14 protein-coding genes are annotated in these 13,812 nt (G+C 49.1%); 12 read left to right on the top strand and 2 right to left on the bottom strand.

The window, feature by feature from the left end:
- Positions 1-185: 185 nt before the first annotated feature.
- Positions 186-1,439 carry a BaiN/RdsA family NAD(P)/FAD-dependent oxidoreductase gene (locus CRN96_RS04070; RefSeq protein WP_097039398.1) on the bottom strand — a complete coding sequence of 418 codons (1,254 nt, stop codon included), beginning with the start codon at positions 1,437-1,439 and terminating at the stop codon, positions 186-188.
- 78 nt (positions 1,440-1,517) lie between these two features.
- On the opposite strand from CRN96_RS04070, the gene CRN96_RS04065 reads away from it, so the two are divergent.
- The 8 genes from CRN96_RS04065 (at position 1,518) to CRN96_RS04030 (ending at position 9,930) form a co-directional block, all read left to right on the top strand.
- Positions 1,518-3,152, top strand: coding sequence for a putative polysaccharide biosynthesis protein (locus tag CRN96_RS04065; protein ID WP_097039396.1), 1,635 nt, complete (start codon positions 1,518-1,520; stop codon positions 3,150-3,152).
- Entirely contained in the window at positions 3,152-3,847 is a 696-nt protein-coding gene (locus CRN96_RS04060) for a pseudouridine synthase (RefSeq protein WP_097039394.1), read from the top strand. The genes CRN96_RS04065 and CRN96_RS04060 overlap by 1 nt, the downstream gene beginning before the upstream one ends.
- Positions 3,848-3,916: 69 nt before the next feature.
- Complete coding sequence (locus tag CRN96_RS04055; RefSeq protein ID WP_097039393.1) at positions 3,917-4,567, top strand: hypothetical protein; 651 nt, start codon at positions 3,917-3,919, stop codon at positions 4,565-4,567.
- Positions 4,568-4,713: 146 nt separating this feature from the next.
- Complete coding sequence (pepV, locus tag CRN96_RS04050; protein ID WP_097039391.1) at positions 4,714-6,144, top strand: dipeptidase PepV; 1,431 nt, start codon at positions 4,714-4,716, stop codon at positions 6,142-6,144.
- Complete coding sequence (dat, locus tag CRN96_RS04045; protein WP_097039389.1) at positions 6,125-6,979, top strand: D-amino-acid transaminase; 855 nt, start codon at positions 6,125-6,127, stop codon at positions 6,977-6,979. Before pepV ends, dat begins: the two co-directional genes overlap by 20 nt.
- Before the next feature lie 214 nt (positions 6,980-7,193).
- The gene (locus CRN96_RS04040; RefSeq protein ID WP_097039387.1) at positions 7,194-7,985 is read left to right on the top strand and encodes a phosphotransferase family protein; all 792 of its coding nucleotides are present in this window, start codon (positions 7,194-7,196) and stop codon (positions 7,983-7,985) included.
- 26 nt (positions 7,986-8,011) lie between these two features.
- Complete coding sequence (trmB, locus tag CRN96_RS04035) at positions 8,012-8,644, top strand: tRNA (guanosine(46)-N7)-methyltransferase TrmB (protein WP_097039385.1); 633 nt, start codon at positions 8,012-8,014, stop codon at positions 8,642-8,644.
- 83 nt (positions 8,645-8,727) lie between these two features.
- The gene (locus CRN96_RS04030) at positions 8,728-9,930 is read left to right on the top strand and encodes a MalY/PatB family protein (RefSeq protein WP_097039383.1); all 1,203 of its coding nucleotides are present in this window, start codon (positions 8,728-8,730) and stop codon (positions 9,928-9,930) included.
- A gap of 10 nt (positions 9,931-9,940) precedes the next feature.
- Here the strand turns inward: CRN96_RS04030 and CRN96_RS04025 are convergent, their stop codons facing one another.
- Positions 9,941-10,237 carry a hypothetical protein gene (locus CRN96_RS04025; protein ID WP_097039382.1) on the bottom strand — a complete coding sequence of 99 codons (297 nt, stop codon included), beginning with the start codon at positions 10,235-10,237 and terminating at the stop codon, positions 9,941-9,943.
- Between the two features lie 68 nt (positions 10,238-10,305).
- Between CRN96_RS04025 and CRN96_RS04020 the strand changes: the two genes are divergently transcribed.
- From CRN96_RS04020 to ytpR, 4 genes are read left to right on the top strand one after another with little or no spacing between them, the layout of a single operon-like run.
- The gene (locus CRN96_RS04020; RefSeq protein WP_097039379.1) at positions 10,306-11,385 is read left to right on the top strand and encodes a M42 family metallopeptidase; all 1,080 of its coding nucleotides are present in this window, start codon (positions 10,306-10,308) and stop codon (positions 11,383-11,385) included.
- A 16-nt stretch (positions 11,386-11,401) separates the two neighbouring features.
- The gene (locus CRN96_RS04015; RefSeq protein WP_097039377.1) at positions 11,402-12,391 is read left to right on the top strand and encodes a PTS sugar transporter subunit IIC; all 990 of its coding nucleotides are present in this window, start codon (positions 11,402-11,404) and stop codon (positions 12,389-12,391) included.
- A gap of 20 nt (positions 12,392-12,411) precedes the next feature.
- Positions 12,412-13,218 (top strand): DUF1444 family protein, encoded by an 807-nt coding sequence (locus tag CRN96_RS04010; RefSeq protein WP_097039375.1) that lies wholly within the window; start codon positions 12,412-12,414, stop codon positions 13,216-13,218.
- Positions 13,219-13,812: a YtpR family tRNA-binding protein gene (ytpR, locus tag CRN96_RS04005; protein ID WP_097039373.1), complete on the top strand. Its 594-nt coding sequence runs from the start codon at positions 13,219-13,221 to the stop codon at positions 13,810-13,812.

Genomic DNA, 13,812 nt, shown 5'->3' with positions numbered 1-13,812 from the left:
GCGGATTCAGAGTCCGGTTTCGCAACGTTGGCGAGGTTTTCACTCAAAGTTTGCGGATTTTGGCTCCGGTTTCGCAACGTTGCCCGGGTTTCCATCCGAAGGTTGCGGATTCAGCCTCTGATTTCGCAACGGTGACGCGACTTTCACCTGGAAGTTGCGGACGCGATCGCCAATCAGCCGCCTCTTCACTTCATCCCGGCGCTGTGGCCTGCGACATAGCCCGTGACGAGTGCGCTCGTTATATTGTAGCCGCCGGTGTAGCCGTGGATGTCCAGGACTTCGCCGGCAAAATAAAGTCCTTCGACGAGGCGGCTTTCCATCGTCTGGGGCGTGATCTCTTTTAAGTTGACGCCGCCTCCGGTGACGAATGCCTTCTCTATGGACTGGGTGCCGTCGACTTTGAAAGTGAAGCCTTTCAGGAATTCCACGATTTTCTGCTTATCTTCATTTTTCAGATGGTGGCTGTTCGCTTCCCGGTCGATGCCGTTGTAGTCGATCAGGAATTCGGCGAGCCGGTCCTGCATCATGGTCTTCAGTATATTCCTGATGGATTTATTGGGGCTTTCTTTAATCAGTGCATCGAGTTCCTCCTGAAGTGCGCCTTTTCCCGTATCGGGGTAAAAGTCGATCATCATGCTGATGTCGTTTCGTTTCTGACTCTTCTGCTCCTTATACACGAACTGGCTGCATCTGAGGGCGGCGGGGCCGGAGATGCCGAAGTGCGTGAATATCATATCCATCTGATGGGTGATGCGCGGTTTGCCGTTCTTACGGAGCACCGATAAAGCGACGTTGGAAAAGCTCAACCCTTTTAAGGTGCCCGCCTTGATGAAGTCCTCGGAGGAGGTGATGGGCACTTCCGTCGGGAACAGTTCAGTGATGGTGTGCCCGGCCGTTCGTGCGAATTTATGGCCGTCGCCGGTTGACCCGGTGTTCGGCACACTCCGGCCGCCGGTGGTGATGACGACGTTCCCGGCTTTGATGACTTCGCCGTCGGTCAAGGTGACGCCGGTGATCCTGTCGTCCTCGGAAGATACTTCCTCAACAATTGTATTGTAGCGGATGGTCACTTTATTCTCCTCCAGTTCCCGGAGGAAGACGTTCAGTACATCGACGGCCTTGTTGCTGACGGGGAACATGCGGCCGTGGTCTTCCTCCTTCAGTGCCACACCACGGGACTCGACGAAGTCGATGATGTTTTCATTATCGAAGATGCTGAACGGGCCGTACAGGAATTTTCCGTTGCCGGGGATATGGCTGATGATTTCCGCGTAGGGCAGGCGGTTCGTGACGTTGCAGCGGCCGCCGCCCGAGATGAGCAGTTTCTGCCCGAGTTTTTTATTTTTTTCGATGAGGATTACTTTTTTGCCATTTTTGGAGGCGGAGTAGGCTGCCATCAGGCCGCTCACACCGCCGCCAATCACAATTACGTCATACATGATTTTCTCCTTTTGGTTTGAAAGTGATATTATATTGATTATAATGTAGTTTAGTATAAAATAAGAAGGTTTTAAAACATGTCAGATTCCAATAAATTAGTCAGAGGGACATTCTTTTTAACTTTGGCGACACTGATCACCAAGATTTTGGGAATGCTTTACCTGATCCCATTCTACGCAATAATGGATGGGGAGGAAAACCTTGCCCTCTACGGGTACGCCTATACGCCGTATACGATCATGCTGTCCATTGCTGCTGCAGGAGTGCCCGGTGCCGTATCGAAATATGTGGCCAAGTATAACGCACTCGGCGCCTACCAGACCAGCCAGAAATTGTACCGGTCGAGTTTATGGGTCATGGTCGGTTCGGGATTGCTTGCATTCATCGCATTATATATCGCAGCTCCTTACATAGCCAATCTCCAGACGCTGGCGGCAGGGAGCGGGGAAGGCAGCTGGTCGGCGGAAGATATCACACGCATCATCCGCATCATTGGGATTGCCGTGATCATCATCCCGTTCATGGCGACTTTCCGGGGCATCTTCCAGGGCTTCGAATCATTCGGTCCGACGAGTGCCTCATCCGTCATTGAACAGATCGTGAGGATCGCAGTGCTGCTCGGCGGTGCGTATATCGTCATTTATGTACTCGGCGGCACGGTTCAGACGGCCAATGAAGTGGCGGTGTTCGCCGCATTCATCGGCGGTCTCGGCGCAATCGCGACACTGCTGTATTTCTGGAGGAAGAGGCGCCCGCACATTCAAAAGTTGGTGGATTCGGATGACACCGGATATGATTTCAGCTACAAAGAGATGTACGGTGAGATCATCCGCTACGGCATACCATTCATCATCGTCGGCATCAGCATCCCGGTCATCATATTCATCGACCAGCTGACCCACAACAACGGCCTTGCATTGGCGGGTGTGCCGTCGAGGTACCATGATACATGGTTCGGCATGCTGAATCTGACGACGCATAAGCTCGTCATGATACCGACATCCCTGGCAGCGGCGTTCGCAATAACGATCCTGCCCTTCATCACAAAGAACTTCCAGCGCAAACAGATGGATGATGTGCATCATCAGATCAAACTGATGATCATGATGCTCCTGTTCTTCGCGGTTCCGGCCGCTGCAGGCATGATGATACTGTCCGCGCCGCTTTACACATCATTTTTCGAATATAATGAAGTGGCCATACAGATCCTCCTGTTCTATGCACCGGTGAGCATCATCATCTCATTGTTCTCGATCACCTGCTCAATCGTGCAGGGCATCGATAAACAGAACCTGACGCTTTACGTCGTACTCGCGGTGCTTGTCGTGAAACTCGCGGTCAACATCCCGCTGATCATGCAGTTCCATACGGTCGGCGCCGTCATAGGGACGGCACTTGCGCTCGGCCTCGGCGTCGTGCTCAACTTGTGGATCATCAAGAAATACGGGAAATTCCATATCCGTCCATTGATGAAGCCGCTCTTACAGATCGGGTTCTATACGATCGTCATGCTGCTTGCAGTGGAAGTCGTCTATCTGCTTCTCATGTTCTACTTTGATGTCGAGCAGAAGCTTGATTCCGTGATCATCCTGGCCATCACCGTACCGATCGGTGCGGTGGTCTATATACTGCTGTCATTCAGAAGCGGACTGGCAGATGAGATCCTCGGTGCAAGGGCGGATAAAATCAGACGGAAATTGAGGTTTTTATAATGCGTTTGGATAAGTTTCTGGCCAATGCCGGCATCGGCAGCCGCAAAGAAGTTTCCAAAATGATCAGGAATAAACGCATCAAAGTGGAAGGGGAAGTCGTCAGTAAACCCAACCACCATGTTTCATACGACTCCCATGTTGCATTGGATGACGAGCGGGTGATCCTTGAAGAATACATCTACCTCATGCTCAACAAACCTGAAGGCGTCATCTCCTCAACCGAGGAAGGCCCTACCCAGACGGTGATGGAACTGATCGACCACCCGCAGATCGATGAGCTGTTCCCGGTCGGCAGGCTGGATAAAGATACGACGGGCCTGCTGCTCATCACCAATGACGGCAAGTTCTCCCATGCGCTCCTCAGCCCGAGGAGCAGGGTCGGCAAGACTTACGAAGTGGCGCTCAGGGATGAGGTCACCGACGCAGATCTTGCGGCACTCGAGGCAGGCATCCCGCTTAAGGATTTCACCAGCTCCCCGGCGATCGCAAAACGCACCGGAAGCGGGATAGTCAGCCTCACCATATATGAAGGGAAGTTCCATCAGGTCAAAAGGATGTTCCTGTATCTCGGCAATGAAGTGACGGCCCTGAAGCGGACCAGGTTTGGGAACCTCCCGCTCGATGAGTCCCTGGAACCCGGTGAAAGCAGATACCTCACCACTGCTGAAGTGAAAAAATTAATGCAACTTGTTTAAATCATTTTAGAGTGGGTAAATATTGATTAGTATTCAAATGAAACTAAATTCAATAGAGGTGTATAACAAATGGGAAGATTAATTAGTGGTTTACTCAGAATTGCAGCATTAGTCGGTATCGCAGCGGCAGTCAAGAAGTTATCCGAAAAGGAGAACAGGGATGCCGTCATGAACGAGTATCAGAAAGCTAGGGAAAATCCTAAGGAATATGCTCAGAACGTCCAGAGCAAAGTGACTGAAAAGGCTCAGGAAGTCCAGGGTATGGCGAAGGAAGAATATTCCAAAGCCAAGGATGATCCTAAGAGTTACGCACAGGATGTGCAGTCCAAAGTGACCGAGCAGGCTAAGGATTATCAGAGTAAAATGAGCGAGCAGGCTCAGCAGTATCAGGAACAAGCCAAAGAAGAGATTGAAAAGATGAAGGATGAATCAGAGGAATCCGAATCCGACAGCTCCAGTGGGAACACAGATAATGAGGAAGATAAAAATAATGATTCCGATTATGATGTGAAGCCGGATGCAGAAGACGGCGACGGGCACCTTACGACCGATCAGGAGGAGGGCAACTTCGATTCTGAAGGCGGCATACTCCATCCAGAGGAAACACCGGGTGCAGAAGTGGTCAGCGATAAAGGCGATATAAACGACAACCACAACATCCATGTCGTCTACGACGAAGATTCCGATGAAAAATCAGACAAAAATAAAGACAATAAGTAAGTCATTTGAAATGACGCGACCGGTTCTTAGGAACCGGTTTTTTTATTTTCAAAAAAATTCCCTTAAAACAGCTGATGAACACTTGTGTTCAGAGGCAAATGTATTTATCATGAAGTACAAATAACGAATGGGCAGGGATGTACGTCATGAATTTTCAGGAACTTGTCATGCAGCATAAAGATTCACTGATTGAAGATTTGGCCGGATTACTTAAAGTGGAAAGCGTCAAAGGCGACCCGTCGGAAAATGCACCGGTCGGTGAAGGGCCGAAAGCGGCGCTTGACTATATGATGGAACTTGGTGAAAGGGACGGTTTCACGACGAAGGAAGTGGATGGACTGGCAGGGCATATTGAAATAGGCTCGGGTGAGGAACTGTTCGGCATACTCGGGCATGTGGACGTCGTACCGCCCGGAAGCGGCTGGGACCACTCGCCGTTCGATCCGCTCATTACAGATGAGACGATCACGGCACGCGGCGTGCAGGACGACAAGGGGCCGACGATGGCGGCTTATTATGCATTGAAGATCTTAAAAGAGCAGAACCTCGACTTCAAGGTGAAGACACGCCTGATCATCGGCACCGATGAAGAATCCGACTGGGAATGCACGAAAGCTTATTTCGACAGTGAGGAGATGCCGGATGCGGGTTTTGCGCCCGATGCATCATTCCCGCTGATATACGGGGAGAAGGGCATCACCTCCTTCAACATCGTCCAGAAACATACGCATCTTGATGAAGTAGAGCCGAACATTGAATTGAAAGTGCTGATTTCAGGGGAGAGGTACAACATGGTCCCTGAAGAGGCCGAGGCGAAGCTGAAAGTGATACAGAATATGACAGAAGTCATCCAGTCATTTGAAGATTTCCTGAGGAGCAATAAGGTGAAGGGGGACTATGAAGTCGACAACGGCTTCCTGATCATCCGCACCGAAGGGCAGAGCGCACACGGCTCGACGCCTGAAGCGGGTGTCAATGCCGGGTTCATACTGATTGAATTCCTGAGCACCCTGGAACTCGATGACAACGCGCGGAATTTTGTGCATTTTGCCCAAAAATATATTATTGACCACTATGACGGCAGCCGGTTCGATATGGCACATAGGCATGAAGAGATGGGTGAAGTGAGTGTCAACACGGGCATGATCAACTATACGGAGGTGGACGGGGCAAGCTTCGGTGTGAACCTGCGGTATCCGGAAGGTCTGGATTTCCAGGGGAAGATCGATGCATTCAAAGAAAAGATCTCGGATGAAGGATTCATGATCGAAGACGTGTCGGATGAGCCGCCGCATTTCGTAGATCCCGCGGATCCGCTGGTCGGGGTGCTGCTCGACAGTTACCGCAACCATGTGGATGATCCGTCGGAACCATTCACGGTAGGCGGCGGGACCTACGCGAGGACGCTTGAACGGGGTGTGGCTTTCGGGGCGATGTTCAAGGACACCAAAGACACGATGCACCAGAAGAATGAAACGATGAAGATCGAAGAACTGTTGAATGCGACAGCCATTTATTTAGAAGCGGTTTACAGAATATGTGTAGAGGGTGAGATCAGTGAGGATAAGTTATTATAATGGGGAATACGTCAATCATGACGAGATGAGGATCAAAAGCGGGGACCGGGCATTCTACTTTGGTGACGGCGTCTATGAAGTGGTCCGCATATACGACGGCCGGTTTTTCACATTGGATGAACATACCGACCGGCTGATGGCCAGTGCAGAAGAAGTGATGATCAGAGGGCTGGAGCGGGATGAAATCGTTGAAATACTTCATGAAGTCAGGGAGAGGAACGCAATCACAGACGGTGCCCTGTACATTCAGGTCTCAAGGGGCATCGCCCCGCGTGACCACAGTTTTCCGGATGGCAGCAAACCAGTGATCTATGCGAGCATCCGCGAGGCGAAGCGGCCGCACGGTCAGATGGAGGAAGGTGTCAGGGCAGTGACGACGGAAGATTACCGTTGGTTGAAGTGCCATGTTAAAAGCTTGAACCTGCTGGCGAATGTCATGGAGAAGCAATATGCGGTGGAAAATGGCGCCAAGGAGACGATCATGCACCGTGATGGTGTGGTGACGGAAGGTTCCTCGACAAATGTGTTCATGGTGAGGAACGGGACGCTGTTCACCCACCCGGCGGACAATCTCATCCTGAATGGGATCACCCGCCAGGAAGTGCTTAAACTGGCTGAAGCAAATGAAATACCTTTCCGTGAAGAAGGCTTCACGGTCCCCGACATGAGTGAAGCGGATGAAGTGTTCTACACGAGCACGACACAGGAAATCACACCGGTCACCAATATCGACGGGAGACAGGTCGGGGACGGCTCGGTCGGCGGGACGACGCGTAAACTGCAGTCACTCTTTAATAAAAAAATCACACAATTAAAATCAGTTAAACAAAGTTAACGGGAGATATTACACTTATATTTTTAAAAGAGGTTGAAGCCTTATACAATGTGACTTTGACAGCTGTTTTTTTCGAGTTGTCATTTGAAGAAATGGATATGAGTCTTGAAATTCGTCCATAAACACTATATTATTTTAATCACGAAACAAAAAAGCGCTAATCTATCCTCAATTATTTTAGCGTTTTTTTTAAGGACGAAAAGAGGTGTGGAATTTGGAGCATTTCTATCAGCTCGGCTGGACACTGGACCCGGTGGGAGGCGCCTCAGGTGAAGCCTACAAGGCGGAACAGGATGGTCGCAAACTCTTTCTTAAACGCAACGCCAGCCCTTTTCTTGCTGCACTGTCTGCAGAAGGCATAGTGCCGAAGTTGGTTTGGACTAAACGCATTGAAACGGGAGAAGTCGTAACAGCACAACATTGGAAGAATGGCCGCGAGCTGACCCATGAGGAAATGACTTCAAAAAGGGTGGCAGCACTGATGAAGAAGATCCACTCATCACGCCCTTTGTTGACCATGCTTAAAAAGATAGGCATGAAACCCATGCTCCCTGATCTGCTGTTGAACAAAATCCAGTCTTCATTATCCCCGAAAGTGAATGCCCATCACACTGTGAGGAGCGCCATCCAATACCTGGAAAATGAAATCCCCAAGCTCGACCAGTCATTGTGCACGGTCTGCCACGGGGACGTCAACCACAACAATTGGCTGCTCTCCGATCAGGACGAGCTTTACCTGGTGGACTGGGAAGGCGCTATGATCGCGGACCCGGCCATTGATATCGGTATGATCCTATATACTTATGTCAAGCCTGAGGACTGGGACGCGTGGCTCGAATCATACGGCATCGAATATACACGGGACCTGAGGAAACGCATGAAGTGGTATACACTGGTGCAGGCGATCACGATGGTCCAGTGGTATGAAGACCATAAGCGTTTCAAAGATATGAATGACTGGATCTTGTTCCTGAACCATGTGATCAGGAGAGACCGCTTCATCTAGCCGTAAAATTGAAATGGAGTAACGAAATGAGAATCCGCAACAAACCATGGGCGATGGACTATCTGGAAGAACATAGTCACATCGTCGACATAACAAATGCATATGAAAAAAACATCCATGATTTCTTTGAAGAGGAACAGCCCCTTCATATTGAGATCGGGACGGGCATGGGCACGTTCATCACAGAACTTGCAAAAAGGAACCCCGACATCAACTACCTCGGCATCGAGCTTGATAAGAACATCATCATCCGGGTCGTTGAGAAGATCGTCGAGATGGATTTGAAGAATGTCAGGCTGGTACTTTTGGATGCCAATTTCATCAGTGACTATATCCTGCCTGATACGGCTTCAAAGATCTATCTTAATTTTTCCGATCCATGGCCGAAGACCCGCCATGCGAAAAGAAGGCTGACGCATCAGACTTTCCTCAGCCGTTATGAAAGCATTTTGAAACCGGGCTGTGCAATCCAGTTCAAAACGGATAACCGTGGACTTTTCGAGTATAGTCTGCAGAGCCTCAATGCATACGGCATGAAATTTGAAGAAATCATCCTGGATCTCCATGAAGAAGAGCCGGAAGACAATATCCGGACGGAATATGAGGAGAAATTTTCCGGAAACGGCAGCAAAATATTTTTCTTGAAAGCATCTTTTTAAGATGCTTTTTTTCTTTGCAATGTAATTATCATTAAAGAATGCTAAAATACATTATGAGCAAATTTATTGTGGAGGGAATGCAGTTGACTAAGTTTAATTTCGAAGAGGAAACAACAAGGGAAGGCACTTTCAGCATTCAATATGAAGGTACGGAACCGGTTTTCGGAAGGACTGGCCTTGCACCTTTCTGGATTGCCGATATGGACATCAAAACCCCGGAGGCGATCACCGAAGCAATGAAGAAAAGGCTGGACAACGGGATCTTCGGTTATACGATATGGAAGAACCCGAAATTTTACGGGCCTGTCAAGCAGTGGTGGAAATCACGCTTTGATGTGGATCTGACAGATGACATGATCACTTATGCGCCTTCTGTGCTGTATACGGTGAGCGAAGCCATCCGCCTGAATTCCGAAAAGGGCGACGGAGTGATCCTGACCATGCCGACATATAATGCATTTTTAAAAGTGTTGAAGGGGAACGACCGTAAAGTGGTCTCCTGTCCGCTGATCGAAGAAAACAATGAGTATTCGTTTGATTTTGAACATTTCGAGGCACTGTGCCGCGAACCGGAGAATAAAGTCTATGTACACTGCAATCCGCATAATCCGACGGGCAGGGTGTGGACGAGGGAAGAACTTCAGAAGATGAAGGACATCTGTCTTCAAAACGATGTCTTTTTTGTCAGTGACGAAATCCATATGGACTTCGTGAGACCGAAAGAGGATTTTGTCTCCATGGCGGAGCTGATGGAAGAGGATGACCCGATCCTCGTCACGACCGGTCTTGGAAAGACGTTCAACCTGGCAAGCCTTCCGCACTCATATTTCATCACGAAAAATGAGCCGTTGAAGGAGAAGATCGTCCGCGAATTCGACCACCGCTACAATGTCGGTACGGCGAACAGCCTTATACTTGCTGCAATCGAAGCGGCTTATATGGAGTGCGGGGACTGGGTGGATGAATTGAACGACCATCTGGAAGGGAATTTCGATTATATATCCGATTACATCGATGAACACCTCTCTGAACATCTGTCATTCAAAAAACCCGATTCGACATACCTTGCATGGATCAGTTTCGAGAAGTCCGGCATCCCGGATGCAGTCATGCATAAGGCACTTGTGGACATCGGGGAGATCGCAGTATCTCCGGGACATATGTATGACCTGGCTGAAAATGGCCGTTTCAGGATGAATGTCGCCTCCAGCAGAAAAAGGATCGAGGAAGGCATGGAACGGATCCACAGGACGATCGAACGTCTTAAAGAGGAAAGTAAGGTATAAAAAAAGGAGATTACTGGTTAGTAATCTCCATGATTTCACCTGTGTAGGCATCAGCGGTGAATTCGTATTTGGAAGTCTCTTCGCCTTCACCGACGTGCACGATGCCGTTGATGACCTTCGATTTCATGCCGAGCAGGTTCCTTTCATCCGTATGGTAATCCAGTGAGATGAACGATACATCGTCAAACTGTAAATGCAGACCGTCAATCACTTTTTGTGCATCCACCGTTCTGTAAAGGAAGAACCATATCAGGAATGGAACTGTGGTGATGACTGATAATAATAGAAACATTGATCTTTTTGACATAAAACTACCTCCTTAAATGTAGTTTACCATATGGATTATATGAAAATCATAATTAAAGGGGATTTATCATGAATTTATCACAAAAAACATTGGATAGAATGAAAACATTGACTGAACTGCACGGTGCACCGGGTTTTGAGGATCTCGTCAGGAATTATTTGAGGAAAGAGCTTGAACCGCTGTCCGATGAAATCATCACCGATGGACTGGGCGGTATTTTTGCCGTCAAAAAGAGCGGAAAGACAGATGCACCGAAAGTCATGATCGCTGCCCATATGGATGAGGTCGGCTTCATGGTGACGGAAATCAAGAAGAACGGCATGCTGAAATTCGTCCCGCTCGGCGGCTGGTCGAGTGATGTGCTGCTCAGCCAGAAACTGAAGGTCAGGACCAAAGACAACAAGGAAATCACCGGCATCGTCGGCAGTGTACCGGTGCATTTCCGAAAAGGCGGTAAAGATAAAAAGACTGAGATCAAGGACATGCTCCTTGACGTTGGTGCGGACAGCCGGGAGGAAATTGAAGCGATGGGCATAGCAGCCGGCGATTCCATCGTTCCGGATGTGGAATTCGAAGTGATGGAGAAAGAGGAAAAACTGCTGGCGAAAGCCTGGGACAACAGATATGGCTGCCTGATCGCAGTCGAAGTATTGGAATCACTGAAAGACGCAAAACTCGACTGTGACTTATATGTCGGTGCCACTGTCCAGGAAGAAGTGGGCCTCCGGGGCGCCAAAGTGAGCAGCAATATGATCGAGCCGGACATAGCTTTCGTTGTGGATTGCTCACCTGCCAATGATATGATGGGTAAAAGCGACGATGTGGGCAGGCTCGGTGAAGGCACACTGCTGCGCCTCATGGACCGTTCAATGATACTGTCGAAACCCATGAGAGATTATATGATTGAAATCGCCGAAGATAATGGGATAAAATATCAATATTACACATCGCCCGGAGGAACGGATGCAGGAAGCATCCATATATCAGGTGAAGGTGTGATCTCAGGTGTCGTCGGAATCTGCGCACGCTATATCCACACTTCGCACTCGATCATCAATTACAACGATTATTTAGAGGCGCATAAATTTTTGAAAGAGTTGATCCAGGGCATTGATTCCGGAGTGGTCAATACGCTGAAGGGCAACTGATCGGGTGGGGGCACATATGAGAAAACTATTGAGAAGATGGTTTATAGACGGCATGGGTTTCATGGCGCTCGGGCTCTTTTCATCACTGATCATTGGATTGATCATGGATACGATCGGAACTTATATACCTTTGTTATCGTTCATGACAGAAATCGGCGCTGTCGCCATGACATTGACGGGGGCTGCAATCGGGGCTGCAATCAGTTACGGTTTGAAGGCACCGCCGCTCGTCATTTTTTCGACGGTCGTCGTGAGTCATGCCGCCTATGAATTCGGGGGCGCCGCCGGCAGTTTCATCGCGAGTGTCGCTGCCGTTGAAATTAGCCGCCTCTACAGCGGCAGGACAAAAATCGATATCATCATCACCCCGCTGTTGACCATCGTTGCAGGTTACCTGGTGGCGCAGTCCGTCGGCCCGTGGATCGGGGATTTCATGACGAATGTCGGGGAATTCATCGTATTTGCGACCGAACAGCGCCCATTCGTGATGGGGATGCTCGTTGCGGTGGTCTTCGGGCTGATGCTGACGGCCCCGTTATCGAGCGCGGCCCTTGCGCTGATGCTTGAAATAAGCGGCCTTGCAGCAGGTGCAGCTGTGATCGGATGCTGCTGCCATATGGTCGGTTTCGCGGTCCAGGGCTACAGGGATAACGGCGTGTCGGGACTCATATCATTGGGCATCGGCACATCGATGCTGCAGGTGCCGAACATCTTCCTGAACCCGTTCATCGTGGTGCCGCCGACGCTTGCAAGTGCCATCATCGCTCCGGTCATGACAGTGTTCTTCCCGATGGAGAATAATGCAGCCGGTGCCGGAATGGGCACAAGCGGATTCGTCGGACAGATCATGGCGGTCGAAACGATGGGGCCTTCTGTGGATGTGGTGGTGCTCATTGCAGTATTCCATATCATATTACCGGCGCTCGTCACGTATGTCATCTATGCCCTGATGCGTCAAATGAACATGATCAGAGACGGTGACCAGGTCATCGGATTAAATAAGTAGAAATTAATGGAGGCATTCGCATGAATGTTTTTAAACTGAAAGATATAATCATTGAAAAACTGGATTCGAAAAGGAATGACTTCGATTTCAAATTCAACCGGAAAGATGAAGCTTTGAGGGTTGAAAGGAAAGACAATAAAAAAGGCGTGGATATTGAACTCGCCAAAGCCGTCCAGAAAGCAAAGAACAACGAAAATTTCATCGATGAAATCATTTACTATATCGATGAAACGCTGAGCCGCATGGCCGATGATCCCGTAAACCTGGATCAGGCGATGATCTATCCGGTCGTCAGGGCCACAAGTTTCCATAAGGAGACGAAGGAGGGCAATGCTTTCATAACGGATGATCATACGAATGAGACGAGAATTTATTATGCGATCGACTTGAAGAACAGCTACCGGCTGATCGACGAGGCACTTGCATCGTCATTCGATATGAGCCATGAAGATATCAGGGTGCTTGCATTCAACAACCTTGAAAACCTGAAGATCGACTATAAGAAGCAGACCGTCCAGGAAAATGATTTTTATTTCGTGAACCATAATGACGGTTATGACGCATCCAGGATTTTGAATGAAAAATTCCTGAACGAGATGTATGATATATGTGAAGGTGAAATGATGGTCGGCCTGCCGCACCAGGATGTGCTGATCATTGCAGATGTGAAGAACCAGGTCGGCTATGACATCATGGCACAGATGATGATGCAGTATTTCGCAGAAGGCCTGACGCCGATCACATCCTTATCATTCTCATATATGGACAAAAAACTACAGCCGGTGTTCATACTCGGCAAACAAAAGAATTCAAAAAGAGGGAAATAAATGAAACTGACATATAATAAAGCGCATGTAGGCGATGTTTTATTTGTATCATTGGAAAGTGCCGGATCACCGTCATACACCCATCACGGTGATGTGACGGTGATAAAAGAGGGTGAGAAGATCGCCGGGCTGAATATATTCAAAGCATCCGAAAAGTTCGATCTTGAAGACGGGACCATCAATGTCACACCGACGGAAGCGCACCTCGATAAAATCAATGAAATCCTGAAATCTCTCGGTGAACCGGAAATCGATGCGGACTTGAGTCCGAAGTTCGTCGTCGGACATGTCGAGGAGAAATCCCAGCATCCGGATGCGGATAAGCTCAGCGTCTGCAAAGTCGATGTAGGCGATGAAACACTCAATATAGTATGCGGTGCACCGAACGTTGATGCGGGCCAGAAAGTCGTCGTTGCCAGAGTCGGGGCGTGGATGCCGGACGGACTCCATATCAGGCCTTCAAAATTAAGAGGGGTCGAATCAAGCGGGATGATCTGTTCAAGAAAAGAGCTCAATCTTGAGGACGACGGCGTTGACGGCATATATGTCCTGGGCGATGACTATGAAACCGGCCAGCCATTCGAAGTGAAATAG

This window comes from Salinicoccus kekensis (assembly GCF_900220995.1).
GTDB classification, from domain to species: domain Bacteria; phylum Bacillota; class Bacilli; order Staphylococcales; family Salinicoccaceae; genus Lacicoccus; species Lacicoccus kekensis.
This window is presented reverse-complemented; position numbering and strand designations above follow the sequence as displayed.

What these genes read in the sequence shown, in the direction of transcription:
- CRN96_RS04020 (WP_097039379.1), top strand. Translation starts at nt 10,306, where the DNA reads ATGAATTTATCACAAAAAACATTGGATAGAATGAAAACATTGACTGAA.
- CRN96_RS04015 (WP_097039377.1), top strand. Translation starts at nt 11,402, where the DNA reads ATGAGAAAACTATTGAGAAGATGGTTTATAGACGGCATGGGTTTCATG.
- CRN96_RS04060 (WP_097039394.1), top strand. Translation starts at nt 3,152, where the DNA reads ATGCGTTTGGATAAGTTTCTGGCCAATGCCGGCATCGGCAGCCGCAAA.
- ytpR (WP_097039373.1), top strand. Translation starts at nt 13,219, where the DNA reads ATGAAACTGACATATAATAAAGCGCATGTAGGCGATGTTTTATTTGTA.
- CRN96_RS04025 (WP_097039382.1), bottom strand. Translation starts at nt 10,237, where the DNA reads ATGTCAAAAAGATCAATGTTTCTATTATTATCAGTCATCACCACAGTT.
- pepV (WP_097039391.1), top strand. Translation starts at nt 4,714, where the DNA reads ATGAATTTTCAGGAACTTGTCATGCAGCATAAAGATTCACTGATTGAA.
- CRN96_RS04065 (WP_097039396.1), top strand. Translation starts at nt 1,518, where the DNA reads ATGTCAGATTCCAATAAATTAGTCAGAGGGACATTCTTTTTAACTTTG.
- trmB (WP_097039385.1), top strand. Translation starts at nt 8,012, where the DNA reads ATGAGAATCCGCAACAAACCATGGGCGATGGACTATCTGGAAGAACAT.
- CRN96_RS04055 (WP_097039393.1), top strand. Translation starts at nt 3,917, where the DNA reads ATGGGAAGATTAATTAGTGGTTTACTCAGAATTGCAGCATTAGTCGGT.
- CRN96_RS04070 (WP_097039398.1), bottom strand. Translation starts at nt 1,439, where the DNA reads ATGTATGACGTAATTGTGATTGGCGGCGGTGTGAGCGGCCTGATGGCA.
- CRN96_RS04010 (WP_097039375.1), top strand. Translation starts at nt 12,412, where the DNA reads ATGAATGTTTTTAAACTGAAAGATATAATCATTGAAAAACTGGATTCG.